This window comes from Daeguia caeni (genome assembly GCF_042653845.1).
GTDB lineage: Bacteria > Pseudomonadota > Alphaproteobacteria > Rhizobiales > Rhizobiaceae > Brucella > Brucella caeni.
This window is the reverse complement of record NZ_JBHSEL010000017.1, coordinates 1-14,170: the sequence shown is the minus strand read 5'-3', so window position 1 is coordinate 14,170 and position 14,170 is coordinate 1. Positions and strand designations below refer to the sequence as shown.

Sequence of the window (14,170 nt, the reverse complement as noted above, 5' to 3'; positions counted from 1 at the left end):
CTGCATCGGCATCAGCATCTGCATCGGCATCAGCGTCTGCATCTGCGTCGGCATCCGCATCGGCATCAGCGTCTGCATCGGCGTCGGCGTCAGCATCAGCGTCCGCGTCTGCATCGGCGTCCGCATCCGCATCTGCATCAGCGTCTGCATCGGCATCAGCATCTGCATCAGCGTCCGCATCTGCATCCGCATCGGCGTCAGCATCTGCATCTGCATCAGCATCTGCGTCGGCGTCCGCATCCGCATCGGCATCAGCGTCTGCATCTGCGTCGGCATCTGCATCGGCATCAGCGTCTGCATCGGCATCGGCGTCAGCATCAGCATCAGCGTCTGTATCATCCACTATGGGAGCAATTACAAATCCAGGTTCAGAGCGATTTTGTGCAGCATCCTGTTGATGGACACGGAACTGTTCGCCGTCCAGATAATTTCCTTGCAGATCAATGCTGAAGCTGCCGTCATCAGCGACATCGCCTTCAGCGATGAGATTACCAGCATCATCATAGACAAGAACATGCGCGTTGGGTTCCCCAATGCCCGTCAGCACTGCTCCCGTATCATCGATGGCAAGATTTGAAGGCGCATCCGGCGCCAAACTGTCCGGAACCGTTACATCAGTACCGTCAGATACATTCCCGGCGTCATCCGTCAACGTAACGACATAATCATCGCCATTGCTCTTTTCCAGAACATAAGTCGCCGTGCCGGTATCAGACAGCTCAACCTCGCCAATCAGCCGGTTCTGATCATCATAAATCCTGGCGATAGTGTTCCTCTCGCCCTCAATGGTCAGCGTGACACCATCAGAACCAACCGTGACAACTGGCGCATCCGGCGGCGTAGTATCCCGCGAATCCCCACCGCCGCCAAGGCCACCTCCAGCAGCAACAGCAAGACCACCGCCAAGCAGACCAAGACCAACAAGTATCAGACCCCAATTGTCATCACTGGCAGCCGCCGTTCCCTGAATTTCGGTGAAATTAAAATCGGTCAGACCATCACTGTGTTTGCCCAACCAGAGTTCACCATTCTCGTCCTGAAGAACAAGATCGCTTTCAACTCCCTGATTATCTTTAACATAGAAATTTTTTATACGAATGACCTGACCATTGCGCTGCACCAGCACAAGATCAAAACCATCTCTTTGAAATTCCCTGACTGCTGAACGCGACAAAGATAGACGCACAACACAAGGTTCGTGTAGATTTATCAGATTTCCATGCACAACCTCAGAGGCATGATCATCCTTGTGTACGACTACCGCTTTCATTTTTTTACCTTGTTAATTTCAGCAATCAAGCGGCACCGACACAACCAGCCGTATGCAAGATTAGCAGCCAATCTGGCTAAAATTTACGCATCAATCCCGCACAATTTAGTGAATATATGAATATATTCACGTTCCCCTAATACATCTCCCACGATTTCAGTATAGGAAAAACAGTGCGATTTTTGTCAAAAACGAGCATCATGAAGGAAATTTAATAAAATTATTCAATCGCGATATCCATCACAGAAAATGCACTTTCAAGCAAAAATACAATAATTTACAAATAAAATTGACATCAATTAAATTCAATTATTGTATTTATAATCCTACTTCATGTTTATTTTTTATAAAAATATTTTATATTTTAGTAAATACAAATAAGAAACCTTTGCTTAATGCTTTCGAAAGCAAAGTGGTTTTCGCCGCCATAAAGATTGAACAAAGACGGAATTCGCGCCAGAAAACTTAACTTGTTCTTGATCTCCGATAGGCGGCAGGACTGGTTCCAACGAGCCTGCTGAAGCATTTTGTCAAATGCATCTGATCGGAAAAACCACATTCTTGCGCTATGACTGCGATAGATGCATCTGTCGCCATGAGAAGTTTCTTGGCTGTATCCACTCGACGGCGAATGATGTATTGGTGTGGCGTTATATTCATTGCACACTTGAACAGGCGTACAAACTGCGCCCCACTCAAACCAGCCATATCCGCCAATTGTCCTACAAATATATTTTTATCAATATTATCATCTATATGAATTAATATTTTTTCATCTTATAAACACTGATTTTTTTATCAATATCTACATTGCTGTATTCCACTACTGAATAATTTGATATTATTTTACCTACAACAGTCCTGGTAAGAAGCTGAACATTCATCAATGAAAAATTATCTATACATTCAGTTATTTTCTTCATCTCAAAAATAATAGTGGCCAGAAAATCATCCCGGACATGGGGATTATACTCAATACTATAAAACAATGCGCCTGAAGTGGAATATTTTACAAACAGTTCTTTCAAAATATTCTGGCCGACATAAAGGGCCAACAATTTGCACTCACTGACGATATCGACCGAAAAATAAACATCCGGCGGAACAATCAAGAGTTCACCGGGCGCCAGATTGATGTCCGATGTTTCGCCATCCAGGATCCACTTTCCTGCCATGACCCCATCGACCACCATCAGGATCAGCAAATTATTGACCGGAGCAAACTCACCCTTGAATGGCGACATTGCTGCCGATATGATTAGTAAATTCGGCCAGGAAAGACTTTCGGTCGTGTACTCGACCTTGATAGCAGAATATCGAAATATATCGTGCGGTTTAATATTTTCTGAGGCTGCTTTTTTCTTGATGTTGTTTTTCATCGGTGCACTTTATGGCTCATCTCAAGCAATAAGGCATCAGCAATATTAAATACTGATGATTTGCGCACATGCTTTAACCGGGTTGGGAATACAAACCCCAGCCAAATCAAGCCCTCACCACTTGCCGAGTCGCAAACGATGAATATGTCGGCTCGAATTTTTGAACAATATAAATAACGGGAATTTACCCTTTTTGAAAATAAGCTTTTGCTTAGCAAATGTCGATACGCAATTTTCTATCGTGACCTGATGCATTCGCGTCATCCATGAATTGCATCGACTTCGAGTGAATTCGAAGTTTGTACAATCAGGTCATATGCCCCATAAATGGCCTATTGCTGTCAGCGACCCCAACCTTGCCCCGTTCTGCAAGCAGTGGATATAGATTGCCATGGCGAGGCAAACCGGCAGAGCTGACACCAACAGGCAAACGTTTACCCGTGATCCTTTTCCATTTATGTTCATTTTCACCAAAAACCGCGCCAAGGGTCTTGCGTCATCAACCTTTATAAACTACGGGTTTTACCGGTTCGGAGCGTAGCGCAGCCCGGTAGCGCACTTGACTGGGGGTCAAGGGGTCGCTGGTTCGAGTCCAGTCGCTCCGACCATTTTCCATCAGACGGCTGAATTCGCATGTCTGACCGCAAGGCGGCACGAAACTTTACAGCCAGACTCCCCTATATCAGCCGTCCTTGATCCCAGATGATGGGGAGCCTGAAGCCCCAGTCTGTTTTCTGCGCAGGGCTGATTCCCTTATGCGCAAGGCGATGCGCTCCCGATTCAGTGCGATAGCCTCTGCGGTTGGCTGCCAGTCACCACACCATTCATCAGGCATATCCAAGGCAAGCTCTTTCATATTCGTAAAAGTCGGCGCGTAGCCGCGCTTTTGCATTTCAGCAACAAGTGCTTCCTGACGTTTTACGAGAAATTTCAGGCGCGGATAAAAGAAGCGCACATGGCCCTTACCAAGCGTATAATGTTCGGGATTGCGTTTATCCGTTGGCGTTTCCCCACGCGCTATTGCGGCTCGAACAAGGGCAAAAATGCGCGGTAATTCCCTATATTCCGCAAGCAGGTGTGGACCAGTCAGCTCTGCGGGTGGGATACAATTAATCCTGGTCACTGAAACACCAGCTTTCCTGACAAACTATCGGATCATATCTCTTGAGCGGCCATGGACGCTTCTACGCGACGGGACAGCCAGCGCATTACCGCAGAAGCAAAGGAGGCATCCATCAGTCCGCCTGTTTGACTTATCCGCCTTGCCCACGTTATGCAATGGCCGGTCCATGACGCCAAAGACCAGCCAGGGCAAGCAGCAAGATATGCAATTGATTTCATCACTCGCAATTTATCTCGGTGCTGCCGTTGCAGAAATTGCCGGCTGCTTTGCCTTTTGGCTATGGTCAAGACTGGACAAATCGGTTCTCTGGCTTGTTCCCGGCCTTGTTTCACTCATCACCTTCGCCTGGTTGCTGACGCGCATTGAAGTCGATTTTGCCGGTCGTGCCTATGCCGCCTATGGTGGTATCTATATTGTCGCTTCGCTCGGTTGGTTGTGGATGGTGGAAGGACAAATCCCCTCCCGCACAGATGCTGCAGGCGCAGCACTCTGCCTCGCCGGCATGGCAACAATTCTGATCGGGGCTCTGAGCCGCTAAACGGGCTTTCACTGCATATCGCCTTGATGAAGGCAAAGATGACAATTTTGCCGCCAATCTTCCGACAAGTGTCAGGTTGTACGCTGAAATCCCTACCTTCGAAGGCTATCGTTGCAACGTACATGCATATATCACCCAATGACGGCAGTATTTATTTATTAATAATAAGTATATTTTTACAGTAAACAATATATTAATAAGCATACATCAATTTACCAGTCCTTAATCATAAACGCTTTTAAATCGAATTATGCCTGCCGTGAAATTAATTGTGACTTTTGAGTTACAGACATTTTCGATAAACCTTGTTAAAAGCGAGACAACAGTTGATTTACGCTTACCAACATTTGGAGCATCCTATGAATATCAAGTCGATCCTTCTTGCATCCGCAACTGTCTTTGCTGTTGCAAATGGAGCACTTGCCGCTGACGCCATTTCTTATGAAGAACCGGTTCCGGCAATTTCTGGCCCGATCTTTACCTGGACCGGTGGCTACGTTGGTGGTCAGGTTGGTTACGGCTGGGGTCGCTCCAAGATTGGCAGCGATGATGCTACTTTCAAGGTTGATCCGGACGGATTCCTGATGGGTATTTATGGCGGCTACAACTACGATCTGGGCAACAGCATCGTTGTGGGCGTTGACGCCGACCTGACGCATAACTGGATGAAAAAGAGCGAGCATTTCTCCAACCAGTCACTGAGCGCTGATGTTGAAAGCAAGCTGCGTTGGTCGGGCGCTGCCCGTGCACGCGTCGGCGTTGCCGTTGACCGCATGCTGCCTTATGTCGCCGGCGGTCTTGCTCTGGGCAATGTCAAGAGCAGTGCAACCATCGTCAAGGGTAGCGACACGGTCATCGCCACCAAGAGCGATACGCAGACCGGCTGGACTCTTGGCGCCGGCATTGACTATGCCGCAACCGACAACATCATTGTCCGCGGCGAATATCGCTACACCGACTACGGCACCAACAATTACGGTGTTGGCGATGATCACTTCAGCACCAAGATGAAGACCCATGATCTGCGCCTGGGTGCAGCCTACAAGTTCTAATCACTTGCAACATTCAATAAAAACGCCCGGTTTCCCGGGCGTTTTTTGTGACGCGTTTATCCATACCATCATATCCGCTAAAGGTTCGTCGAGCCACCAGAAAAATCAACCTCTAACGAATGGGTTATATCAAGGCGTCCTGTTCCCCCCCATACTGTTCAGCTTGGCAAAGCCCCATATGACTGCCATCAAAACCAACAGTGCGATAACAAACCCAGTTAATGACATTGCTCATCCTCCCCGACTAAAGTATGAGCAGCATCACTGACATTGTCCAGAGCATTTCAAGACTTGAAAAGATTATTTTATTTCTGAAAATTCTGAAAACTATAATAAATTATACCTTTGAAAAATATACACACGCATTCAATCAGTAAAACCGGGCATGAATTACAATTCCCCCTTTCCTCCCACTGAAACAGTGCTGCAAGTCAAGAAAACAGCCTGGAGACCATTCCATCAGAGTAATACCGTTACACACAAACAACGTCGCATATCTGACAGGAATATGCAGCGCTGCATGTGTGTCATCATGTATCCATCTGCTCATCGCGCTTGATCAATCCGCGGCAACTATATGGCAGCAAGGCGTGAAGCGGCTGTTTTCTCAAAAGCCTTCTGCAAAGCGGAATCCCGATTATACACATCACCATAATAATGAATGGTTCCGTTCTCATCAGGCCAGGCGGTAAAATAGGCAATATAGATTGGCACCGGCTCCTTGACCTTGATGCCGCGCTCATTGCCGCCAAAATACTTGTTCAGTTCAGCAACCTTCGCTCCCATCACGGCCGCAGCCATTTCACGGGGACGTTCAAGACGTATGCAGCCATGGCTCAAGGCACGCATATCGCGGGCAAAATAGGATTTTGCCGGCGTATCATGCATGTAAATGTCATGCGCATTGGGAAACAGGATCTTCAATTCACCCAAGGCATTATCCAGACTTGGTTTCTGGCGTATACCAACATGCGCCTTTCCGGCTGCGACCGCACTCCAGTTGACCGCGTTTGCAGAAACCTTTTTCCCGTTCTGATAGACCTCATAACCATTACGATCGAGATAGCTGCGATCACGCATGATTCGCGGCAGCATTTCATTCACAACGATCGACCGCGGCACGCCCCATGATGGGTTGAAAACCACCATCTGAACCTTGTTGTAGAAAAAATAGGTCTGATTGGTCGGCGAACCGATCACCACATTCATGCCGAGCTTCAGCCTACCGTCTTCAAAATATTCGGCACGAAAGGCAGGCTGATTGACAAAGACATAGCGGTTACCAAAATCATGCGGCAACCAACGCAGCCGTTCCATCGCATAAAGAATGCGATCACGCTTGATGGATGACTGTTCTCCGTGCAGGGAAGCCAGTGTCGCCTTGCCGATAATGCCATCGGGCGCACTGCCGGACAGCTTCTGATAGCTCTTGATGGCTGATACCAGTTCAGGCGAATAAATCTGCGCATCGGCATGCGCGCGCAGCACATCGCCATGCTTGGCCAAATAACTGGCTGGCGCATGCCGGGTGATGAGCGTAACGATTTTTGCAAGATGCTCGCTCCGGTCACCGGGACGAATGACGCCATCAAGAGCAATCCGGATCGTCTCGCCGGAATCAGGCGCCATTTCTGCAAGCGCACGCTTCAGAGCCCTATATTGTTCATTCTGCGGCTGATAGCTGTAGAGAACAGCAGCAGGATCTGCCGTCTCCGCCAACCTGTTCAGCACGTCGAGCAGATCGACCCGGCCTCGTGGCAAGTCATGAAAGCCGCTCAGCCGGTTGGCGATGATCCGCCCCTCACCGGCATCCAGCGCATAGCGCAGTGCCCGCGCGGAAAGCAGTATTTCAAACTCGGCCAGTTTGCGCAGACGCGCCTCCCGATCCATCACACCATAGGTTTCAGATGGAATGGTGACCGCATATTCTTCCGGATTAAGCCCATCCTCGTCAGCGCTGGCAAAAAAGCCTACCAGAGACTTCGCCTTGTCAAGCGCCTGATCATCGGCAACCCAGATGAAGTGGCGCTTGTTGGTGTAATAGCTGACAATCGCGTCAGCTATGGCCTTTTCAGCATAAACTTGCGTCTCCTTGAGATAGTCTTCAGCTTCATTGAAGCTTTTCTGCCCTGCCCCGATTGCAGGCTCATCGACACCAATGGCTGACATGCCCTCTGTCAATGCATCCGTGGCAGACGGTCGTTGCGGATCAACTGCGTTAAAATCAATGCGCACCAGCTTTTCAGGCTTGTAGTCATAGACCTGCGACGCCTGGACTTTTGCCCGTCTGGCAAGCGCATCAGGATTGGCTGGTGCAGTTGTTGCGGCGACTGGCTTGGCACGTTCGGGACTGGTCGCTGGCTTCTTTACAGGTGCGGGCGCAGGAGTGGGCGCAACTTCAGCCTGTTTTTGTCTGCGCTGTTGAAACAGTTCCAGCAGAGTGTTTGCAGCATGGGCCTGATCAGAAGCAATCAGCGCCATAGCCGAGAAAGCAAGAAGGAAAGCCTTCCTCCTTATGAATTTACCATCATGCATCTGCCTTGCCCATCCCGAGACGTCTGGAAAACTGCATTTCAACTGCCAACTCATTGCATCCGCCATAAGCGGATCACCAATCTATCGATGCTGACAATGTATCAATCCCGTTTAGAAACTTTTAACGTTAACCATCGCGTACCAAATTATTGTCCGTTGAATTATGACCGCCTGTCAATTATCTCCTCAGCGCCAGAAAAGTCGCACAAGAACAATGTGCCGCAGTGGCTTTGTGGCACCATCGCGTTAAAAGCGCCCAGATCAGATTTTCCGCGCCAGCAGAAATCGCCCAATATTCGAGCGTCGTTTCGGCCGGTGCAGTCACAGCAAGCGAGGAACCGACAATGGCAGATGCAAGCGCCGCCGATCTTTTCCCCCTGGGTAAGGACGACACGCCTTATCGTAAACTGACTTCGGACTATGTCTCCGTCGACACGTTTAAAGGCCAGGAAATCCTGACCGTGGAAAAGGAAGGGTTGCGCCTCCTGTCGGAAGCCGCCTTTGCCGACATCAACCATCTGCTGCGCCCAAGTCATCTGCAGCAGCTTGCCAATATTCTGAAAGACCCGGAGGCAACCGACAATGACCGCTTTGTTGCCTACGACCTGCTGAAGAATGCCAATATTGCAGCTGGCGGCATTCTGCCCATGTGCCAGGACACGGGCACGGCCATCATCATGGGCAAGAAGGGCCGTCGCGTCTGGACAGAAGGCGGCGACGCTGACGCACTGGCGGCAGGCGTGCTCGACACCTATACCAAGAAGAACCTGCGTTATTCGCAGCTTGCACCACTCTCGATGTTCGATGAGCGCAATACGCGCAACAATCTGCCCGCCCAGATCGAAATCTATGAGGAAGGCGAAGATGCCTACAAGTTCTTGTTCATCGCCAAGGGCGGCGGCTCGGCCAACAAGACCTATCTCTATCAGGGCACCCCGTCACTCCTGACGCATGACCGCCTGATCAACTTCCTGAAAGACAAGATCCTGAGCCTCGGCACGGCAGCCTGCCCGCCCTACCATCTGGCAATCGTCATTGGCGGCACCTCGGCCGAGCTAAACCTGAAGACGGTCAAGCTTGCCTCCACCCGCTATCTCGACACACTGCCCACGCAAGGCTCGGAAGCCGGTCACGCTTTCCGCGACCTGGAAATGGAAGCCGAAATCCACAAACTTACCCAGTCGCTTGGGGTTGGCGCCCAGTTTGGCGGCAAATATTTCTGCCATGACGTGCGCGTCATCCGCCTGCCGCGTCACGGCGCTTCGCTGCCGATCGGCATTGGCGTTTCCTGCTCGGCCGACCGTCAGGCACTCGGAAAGATCACCAGGGAAGGTATCTTCCTTGAACAGCTCGAAACCAATCCGGCCCAATATATGCCAGACATTGATGAGGAAAAGCTGTCGGCACATGTGGTCAAGATTGACCTCAACCTGCCCATGAGCGAAATCCTCAAGGAGCTGACCAAACATCCGGTCAAGACCCGTCTTTCCCTGTCCGGCCCCATTATCGTTGCCCGCGATCTGGCCCATGCCAGGATCCGCGAGCGCCTCGAAAATGGTGAACCCATGCCGGATTATTTCAAGAATCACCCGATCTATTATGCTGGCCCGGCCAAGACACCTGTCGGTTATGCATCGGGCTCGTTCGGCCCGACCACGGCAGGTCGTATGGACTCCTATGTTGATCAGTTCCAGTCCTTTGGCGGTTCGATGGTCATGCTGGCCAAGGGCAACCGTTCGCGTCAGGTGCGTGATGCCTGCGCCAAGCATGGCGGCTTCTATCTTGGCTCGATTGGCGGTCCAGCCGCCCGCCTGGCACAGGACTGCATCAAGAAGGTCGAGGTCGTCGAATATCCGGAACTCGGCATGGAAGCCATCTGGCGCATCGAGGTGGAAGACTTCCCGGCCTTCATCGTCATTGACGACAAGGGCAATGACTTCTTCAAGGAATTCAATCTCGAATAAACAAGAAGGGCGGCTTCGAGCCGCCCTTTCCCTTTAGGCCGCTACATTCCCTACCGAACCGGATCGCGTGACAGCCCCTTTTCATTGAGCTCATCCAGATAGTTTTGCCACAGGGTAGCCCTTTCGCTGCCAAGCTTATAAAGATAGACCCAGGAATACAGGCCGGTATCGTGCATGTCGTCAAAGGTGATGCGTACCGCATAATGGCCGATCGGATCCATTTTCATGATAGCCACATTGCGTTTACCGCCCACGGTAATGCGCTGATCTGGCGAATGGCCCTGCACTTCCGCCGAGGGGGACAGAACACGCAACATTTCGGCTGAAAGTTCAAACCGCTCATCATTGTCAAATGTGATGGTCAGCAATTTGCGATCCGGTGAAACCCGCAATTCCTTCGGCCAGCGTTCGCTCATGGCGCTTCTCCATTGTCAGATCTCATGCAGCACAGATAAAGCCGGATCTGGCTGCTGCCCAGAAATTTCTGCACTTATTGACAGACAGGATCGGCAAGCCTGCATCAAACTGACGCGGGCCCACAAGCCCCGGCTCAATCGGCTTTGTCTCAAGCGTCACGATCACCCGACAAGCACCGGCCGTGACTTCATATTTGTCATCTTCGACAAATTGCACCTTGTCCACCAGCCTGTCAGGAAAGGCAGAAGCAACCGCCTCGATCACTGCCGTCAATTCACGGGCACGCTGATAATTGGGCGACAAGGCTGCCTGAGCCTGCGTTGAAAGCATCAGCAGGCCCGAAAGCCAGATTGCCGTTTTCATTCCGATCCGTCTCCAAACCCGTTTCCATTTGAGCACATCTCTTATACTGGACAACAAGCCCACTTACACCTACCCTCCTGTTTATTGTGAGGCGGAACAGATTCAGAATCAAATGTGAGGAGCGTCTTCCATGTTTAGCGTAACAGACAATGTTCTGCCGCCGCGCAAGACAGCCTCAGGCACAACGCCCATGATTGACCCGTTCGGACGCGTGGTGAGCTATCTGCGCGTATCGGTCACGGACCGCTGTGATTTCCGTTGCACCTATTGTATGGCCGAACATATGACCTTCCTGCCCAAACAGGATCTGCTGACGCTGGAAGAGCTCGATCGGCTGTGTACCGCCTTCATCCATAAGGGTGTGCGCAAGCTGCGGCTTACCGGTGGCGAACCCCTGGTGCGCAAGAATGTCATGCACCTGATCCGCCAGTTGGCGCGCCATCTTGAGTCTGGCGCGCTGGAAGAGCTGACCTTGACCACCAATGGCTCGCAACTTGCGCGTTTTGCCGATGAACTGGCCCAACTCGGTATCAAACGCATCAATGTGTCACTTGATACGCTCGATCCTGACAAATTTCGAGCCATCACACGTTGGGGGGATCTTTCCCGGGTACTGGAAGGCATTGATGCGGCGCAACGCGCCGGCATCCATATCAAGATCAATACGGTTGCACTCAAAAATTTCAATCAGGCCGAAATCCCGGACATTCTGCGTTGGGCGCATGGGCGGGGCATGGATCTCACCCTGATTGAAACCATGCCATTGGGCGAGATTGATGAGGACCGAACCGAGCAATATCTGCCCTTGTCCGAGGTGCGCGCTGCCCTTGGCCGTCAGTTCACGCTTGAGGACATTGCTTACCGCACAGGTGGTCCTGCCCGCTATCTGACCGTCAAGGAAACAGGCGGCCGTCTTGGCCTGATTACCCCTTTGACGCATAATTTCTGCGAAAGCTGCAACCGTGTACGACTGACCTGCACCGGCAAGCTTTACATGTGTCTTGGCCAGAATGACGAGGCCGATTTGCGCAAGGTCTTGCGGGCAGGCGATGATGACAGGCTGCTTTCTGACGCCATTGACAAGGCCATAGCACGCAAGCCCAAAGGCCATGATTTCGTCATCGACCGCGAGCATCTTCGCCCGGCCGTGGCACGACACATGAGCATGACCGGCGGCTGATCACGCGGCAGCTACATTGTGATCAAAAATGTTACTGTTTGTAACTATACTTTAAATACCGAAATCGAAAATACATTCGCTATATTGGCAGAGAACCAGTATGAAATTTTAAACTGGGATATTTATTGTGCCGCATTCTGCAAATTTTCGGGCAAGCGTGTATATGCTGCTTGCCATGGGGACATTCACTTTCGGGGACTCCATTACCAAATATCTCTCTGAAGAGATGGGCGTTGGCCAATATATATTCCTGCGTGGTCTGTTCGCAACCACGCTGATTGGTCTGTTCGCACTCAAGAAAGGCGCGCTCTTTCACCCCTCCCTCGACGGCAAGACCATTATCCGCGTGCTCAGTGAAGTCTTTGCCTCAGTCAGCTATATCTATTCTCTGGCGCATCTGTCCCAGGCCTTCTGTTCCGCGGTTTTTCAGGCCAATCCGCTGGTGGTCACGCTGGGAGCAGCCCTGTTTCTGCGGGAAAAGGTTGGCTGGCGACGCTGGCTCTGCATCATCATCGGGCTGATGGGCGTGTTGATCATCATTCGTCCTGGCGCAAGTGGTTCGGAAAGCTTGCTCGCCATCACAATTCTTCTCGCCAGCATCATCTTTGCCGCCAGCCGCGATCTGGTTACCCGCCAGATTTCGCCGCAAGTGCCGGCACTTTATATTTCAACCCTGACCGCCGCCGTCATTACCATCACAGGCGCGATCCTGATCAAGCCCATGGGGGGCTGGCAGCCGCTCTCCCTTACCGCCATCGCAATAACGGCCATTGCTGCCCTTCTGTTGATTGTTGGCTATCATTTCATCATTCTGGCAATGCGCGAAGGTGAAGTGTCCTTTGTCTCGCCCTTCCGTTATTCGTCCCTGCTGTGGGCGATGATCCTCAGTACCCTTGTGTTCCAGCAGGCACCCGATTTTTACACCATTGTCGGCGCATTGATCATTGTCGCAAGCGGCATCTACATGGTCTATCGGGAAAGCGTGCTGAAAAAGATGGCAGAAGCAAAAAGCACACTTGCAACGATTCCAACTGGTGTTGATCCATCATGACACAGCCAGTGCCGAAAATAGCCGGCGCCATTATTGCAGGCGGCAAGTCCAGCCGGATGCAGCAGGATGGCGTGGCTGGCGACAAATTCCTGCTGCCCCTCGGCAAGCAGCCGATCATCGCGCATGTCGCGGAACGACTCTTGGCTCAGTTGGATACTGTCTTTATCAATGCGAACAGGGAAATGCCCATCCTTGATACGCTGCCATGCGATGTGGTGCGTGACAGTTTCAGCGCTTGCGGCCCGCTGGCCGGCATTCTTGCCGCAATACAGGCTGCACAAGACCATCAGTTTCTTGTCACGGTTGCAGCCGACACGCCGTTTTTCCCGGCCGATCTCGTGGCCCGTCTCGTAGCACGGCAGGCTGAAACGCAAGTCCCGATCATACTGGCCCAGTCAAACGCAAGGCTCCACCCGCTGTTTGGCTTATGGCGCACGGATCTGGCGGGCGCGCTCAACAGATGGCTGGAAAGCTCGGCAAGCAAAAGTGTTCTCGCCTTTGCCATGCATATCGGCTTTGAAAGTGCTGTGTTTCCACTGCTGCAGCTTGGCGAAGAAACTTATGATCCCTTTTTCAACATCAACCACCGTGCTGACTATATTGAAGCACAGCGTCTCCAGAAGGTCATGACATGACACAGAAACTGTTTGGTATCATCGGCTGGAAGAATTCAGGCAAAACCACCATGACCGAGCGGCTGGTACGCAATCTGACCGGGCGCGGCTATCGCATCGCAACCGTCAAACATGCGCATCATGACTTTGACATTGATCACGAAGGCAAGGATTCATGGCGTCACCGCAAGGCCGGTGCGGCAGAGGTGGCCGTTGTCTCAGCAAAACGCTATGCCATCATTCATGAAAATGGCAATGAACCAGAACCGCCCCTGACAGACATTCTCGCCAGATTGTCCCCCTGTGATCTTGTGCTGATCGAAGGCTACAAGCGCGATTCACATAAAAAGATCGAACTGCGCCGCAATGAAAGTGCGAAGACAGAGCGGCTGTCCCCCACTGATGCGAACATCGTTGCCATAGCCAGCGATCAACCACAAACCGACGAATCCCTGCCAGTCTTTCATCTGGATGATATCGATGCGATTGCAGACTTCATCGTACAGGAGCTTGAACTGCACAAAACCACCTGAATAATCTGCTTGCCTCTCGCTTTTGTGGAACAGTCATATCTGTCTGTTCCATAAGGGCATTTCAGAATATTAGAGCCCGACCGAAAATTAAGTTGAGCGATTTCAGTAGTTTATGATTCTCTATGTTTGCAAAAACTACGGAGGATCAGAT

At 51.1% G+C, this 14,170-nt stretch carries 13 protein-coding genes, 1 tRNA gene and 1 pseudogene; 8 read left to right on the top strand and 7 right to left on the bottom strand.

Annotated features, from left to right (window positions below):
* Nucleotides 1-409 precede the first annotated feature (409 nt).
* From ACFO1V_RS01290 to ACFO1V_RS01280, 3 genes and pseudogenes are all read right to left on the bottom strand, one after another.
* Nucleotides 410-1,270, bottom strand: a pseudogene (locus ACFO1V_RS01290) (Ig-like domain-containing protein); the annotation flags it as partial.
* Nucleotides 1,271-1,735: 465 nt separating this feature from the next.
* On the bottom strand, nucleotides 1,736-2,014 hold the full coding sequence (locus tag ACFO1V_RS01285) for a helix-turn-helix domain-containing protein (protein ID WP_380075035.1): 279 nt from the start codon (nucleotides 2,012-2,014) through the stop codon (nucleotides 1,736-1,738).
* Between the two features lie 17 nt (nucleotides 2,015-2,031).
* Nucleotides 2,032-2,649 (bottom strand): hypothetical protein, encoded by a 618-nt coding sequence (locus tag ACFO1V_RS01280; RefSeq protein WP_374834338.1) that lies wholly within the window; start codon nucleotides 2,647-2,649, stop codon nucleotides 2,032-2,034.
* A 531-nt stretch (nucleotides 2,650-3,180) separates the two neighbouring features.
* Here ACFO1V_RS01280 and ACFO1V_RS01275 point away from each other — a divergent pair.
* Nucleotides 3,181-3,257, top strand: a tRNA-Pro gene (locus ACFO1V_RS01275).
* Nucleotides 3,258-3,331: 74 nt separating this feature from the next.
* Here the strand turns inward: ACFO1V_RS01275 and ACFO1V_RS01270 are convergent.
* Entirely contained in the window at nucleotides 3,332-3,772 is a 441-nt protein-coding gene (locus tag ACFO1V_RS01270) for a pyrimidine dimer DNA glycosylase/endonuclease V (RefSeq protein ID WP_374834340.1), read from the bottom strand.
* Between the two features lie 202 nt (nucleotides 3,773-3,974).
* Here ACFO1V_RS01270 and ACFO1V_RS01265 point away from each other — a divergent pair, with 202 nt between their 5' ends.
* On the top strand, nucleotides 3,975-4,310 hold the full coding sequence (locus tag ACFO1V_RS01265; protein WP_374834342.1) for a YnfA family protein: 336 nt from the start codon (nucleotides 3,975-3,977) through the stop codon (nucleotides 4,308-4,310).
* A gap of 359 nt (nucleotides 4,311-4,669) precedes the next feature.
* Nucleotides 4,670-5,362, top strand: a complete 693-nt coding sequence (locus ACFO1V_RS01260; protein ID WP_374834344.1) for an outer membrane protein — start codon at nucleotides 4,670-4,672, stop codon at nucleotides 5,360-5,362.
* A gap of 573 nt (nucleotides 5,363-5,935) precedes the next feature.
* Here the strand turns inward: ACFO1V_RS01260 and ACFO1V_RS01255 are convergent.
* Complete coding sequence (locus tag ACFO1V_RS01255; RefSeq protein WP_374834346.1) at nucleotides 5,936-7,897, bottom strand: L,D-transpeptidase family protein; 1,962 nt, start codon at nucleotides 7,895-7,897, stop codon at nucleotides 5,936-5,938.
* A 344-nt stretch (nucleotides 7,898-8,241) separates the two neighbouring features.
* Here ACFO1V_RS01255 and ACFO1V_RS01250 point away from each other — a divergent pair, with 344 nt between their 5' ends.
* Nucleotides 8,242-9,861: a fumarate hydratase gene (locus ACFO1V_RS01250; protein WP_374834348.1), complete on the top strand. Its 1,620-nt coding sequence runs from the start codon at nucleotides 8,242-8,244 to the stop codon at nucleotides 9,859-9,861.
* Nucleotides 9,862-9,911: 50 nt separating this feature from the next.
* Here the strand turns inward: ACFO1V_RS01250 and ACFO1V_RS01245 are convergent, their stop codons facing one another.
* Together ACFO1V_RS01245 and ACFO1V_RS01240 are read right to left on the bottom strand one after the other, a co-directional pair.
* Nucleotides 9,912-10,277, bottom strand: coding sequence for a gamma-butyrobetaine hydroxylase family protein (locus tag ACFO1V_RS01245; protein ID WP_374834350.1), 366 nt, complete (start codon nucleotides 10,275-10,277; stop codon nucleotides 9,912-9,914).
* A 22-nt stretch (nucleotides 10,278-10,299) separates the two neighbouring features.
* Nucleotides 10,300-10,641, bottom strand: coding sequence for a hypothetical protein (locus tag ACFO1V_RS01240; protein WP_374834352.1), 342 nt, complete (start codon nucleotides 10,639-10,641; stop codon nucleotides 10,300-10,302).
* Nucleotides 10,642-10,771: 130 nt separating this feature from the next.
* Between ACFO1V_RS01240 and moaA the strand changes: the two genes are divergently transcribed.
* From moaA to mobB, 4 genes are all read left to right on the top strand, one after another.
* A complete protein-coding gene (gene moaA / locus ACFO1V_RS01235) occupies nucleotides 10,772-11,821 on the top strand; it encodes a GTP 3',8-cyclase MoaA (RefSeq protein ID WP_374834354.1) in 1,050 nt (349 codons plus the stop codon).
* Between the two features lie 127 nt (nucleotides 11,822-11,948).
* On the top strand, nucleotides 11,949-12,872 hold the full coding sequence (locus ACFO1V_RS01230) for a DMT family transporter (RefSeq protein ID WP_380075034.1): 924 nt from the start codon (nucleotides 11,949-11,951) through the stop codon (nucleotides 12,870-12,872).
* A complete protein-coding gene (gene mobA / locus ACFO1V_RS01225; protein ID WP_374834355.1) occupies nucleotides 12,869-13,507 on the top strand; it encodes a molybdenum cofactor guanylyltransferase in 639 nt (212 codons plus the stop codon). Before ACFO1V_RS01230 ends, mobA begins: the two co-directional genes overlap by 4 nt.
* The gene (gene mobB / locus ACFO1V_RS01220) at nucleotides 13,504-14,019 is read left to right on the top strand and encodes a molybdopterin-guanine dinucleotide biosynthesis protein B (protein ID WP_374834357.1); all 516 of its coding nucleotides are present in this window, start codon (nucleotides 13,504-13,506) and stop codon (nucleotides 14,017-14,019) included. The genes mobA and mobB overlap by 4 nt, the downstream gene beginning before the upstream one ends.
* Nucleotides 14,020-14,170: the final 151 nt, after the last annotated feature.

Coding starts and splice junctions, on each gene's coding strand:
- ACFO1V_RS01280 (WP_374834338.1), bottom strand. CDS start 2,649: ATGAAAAACAACATCAAGAAAAAAGCAGCCTCAGAAAATATTAAACCG.
- ACFO1V_RS01265 (WP_374834342.1), top strand. CDS start 3,975: ATGCAATTGATTTCATCACTCGCAATTTATCTCGGTGCTGCCGTTGCA.
- ACFO1V_RS01260 (WP_374834344.1), top strand. CDS start 4,670: ATGAATATCAAGTCGATCCTTCTTGCATCCGCAACTGTCTTTGCTGTT.
- ACFO1V_RS01255 (WP_374834346.1), bottom strand. CDS start 7,897: ATGCATGATGGTAAATTCATAAGGAGGAAGGCTTTCCTTCTTGCTTTC.
- ACFO1V_RS01250 (WP_374834348.1), top strand. CDS start 8,242: ATGGCAGATGCAAGCGCCGCCGATCTTTTCCCCCTGGGTAAGGACGAC.
- ACFO1V_RS01245 (WP_374834350.1), bottom strand. CDS start 10,277: ATGAGCGAACGCTGGCCGAAGGAATTGCGGGTTTCACCGGATCGCAAA.
- ACFO1V_RS01240 (WP_374834352.1), bottom strand. CDS start 10,641: ATGAAAACGGCAATCTGGCTTTCGGGCCTGCTGATGCTTTCAACGCAG.
- moaA (WP_374834354.1), top strand. CDS start 10,772: ATGTTTAGCGTAACAGACAATGTTCTGCCGCCGCGCAAGACAGCCTCA.
- mobA (WP_374834355.1), top strand. CDS start 12,869: ATGACACAGCCAGTGCCGAAAATAGCCGGCGCCATTATTGCAGGCGGC.
- mobB (WP_374834357.1), top strand. CDS start 13,504: ATGACACAGAAACTGTTTGGTATCATCGGCTGGAAGAATTCAGGCAAA.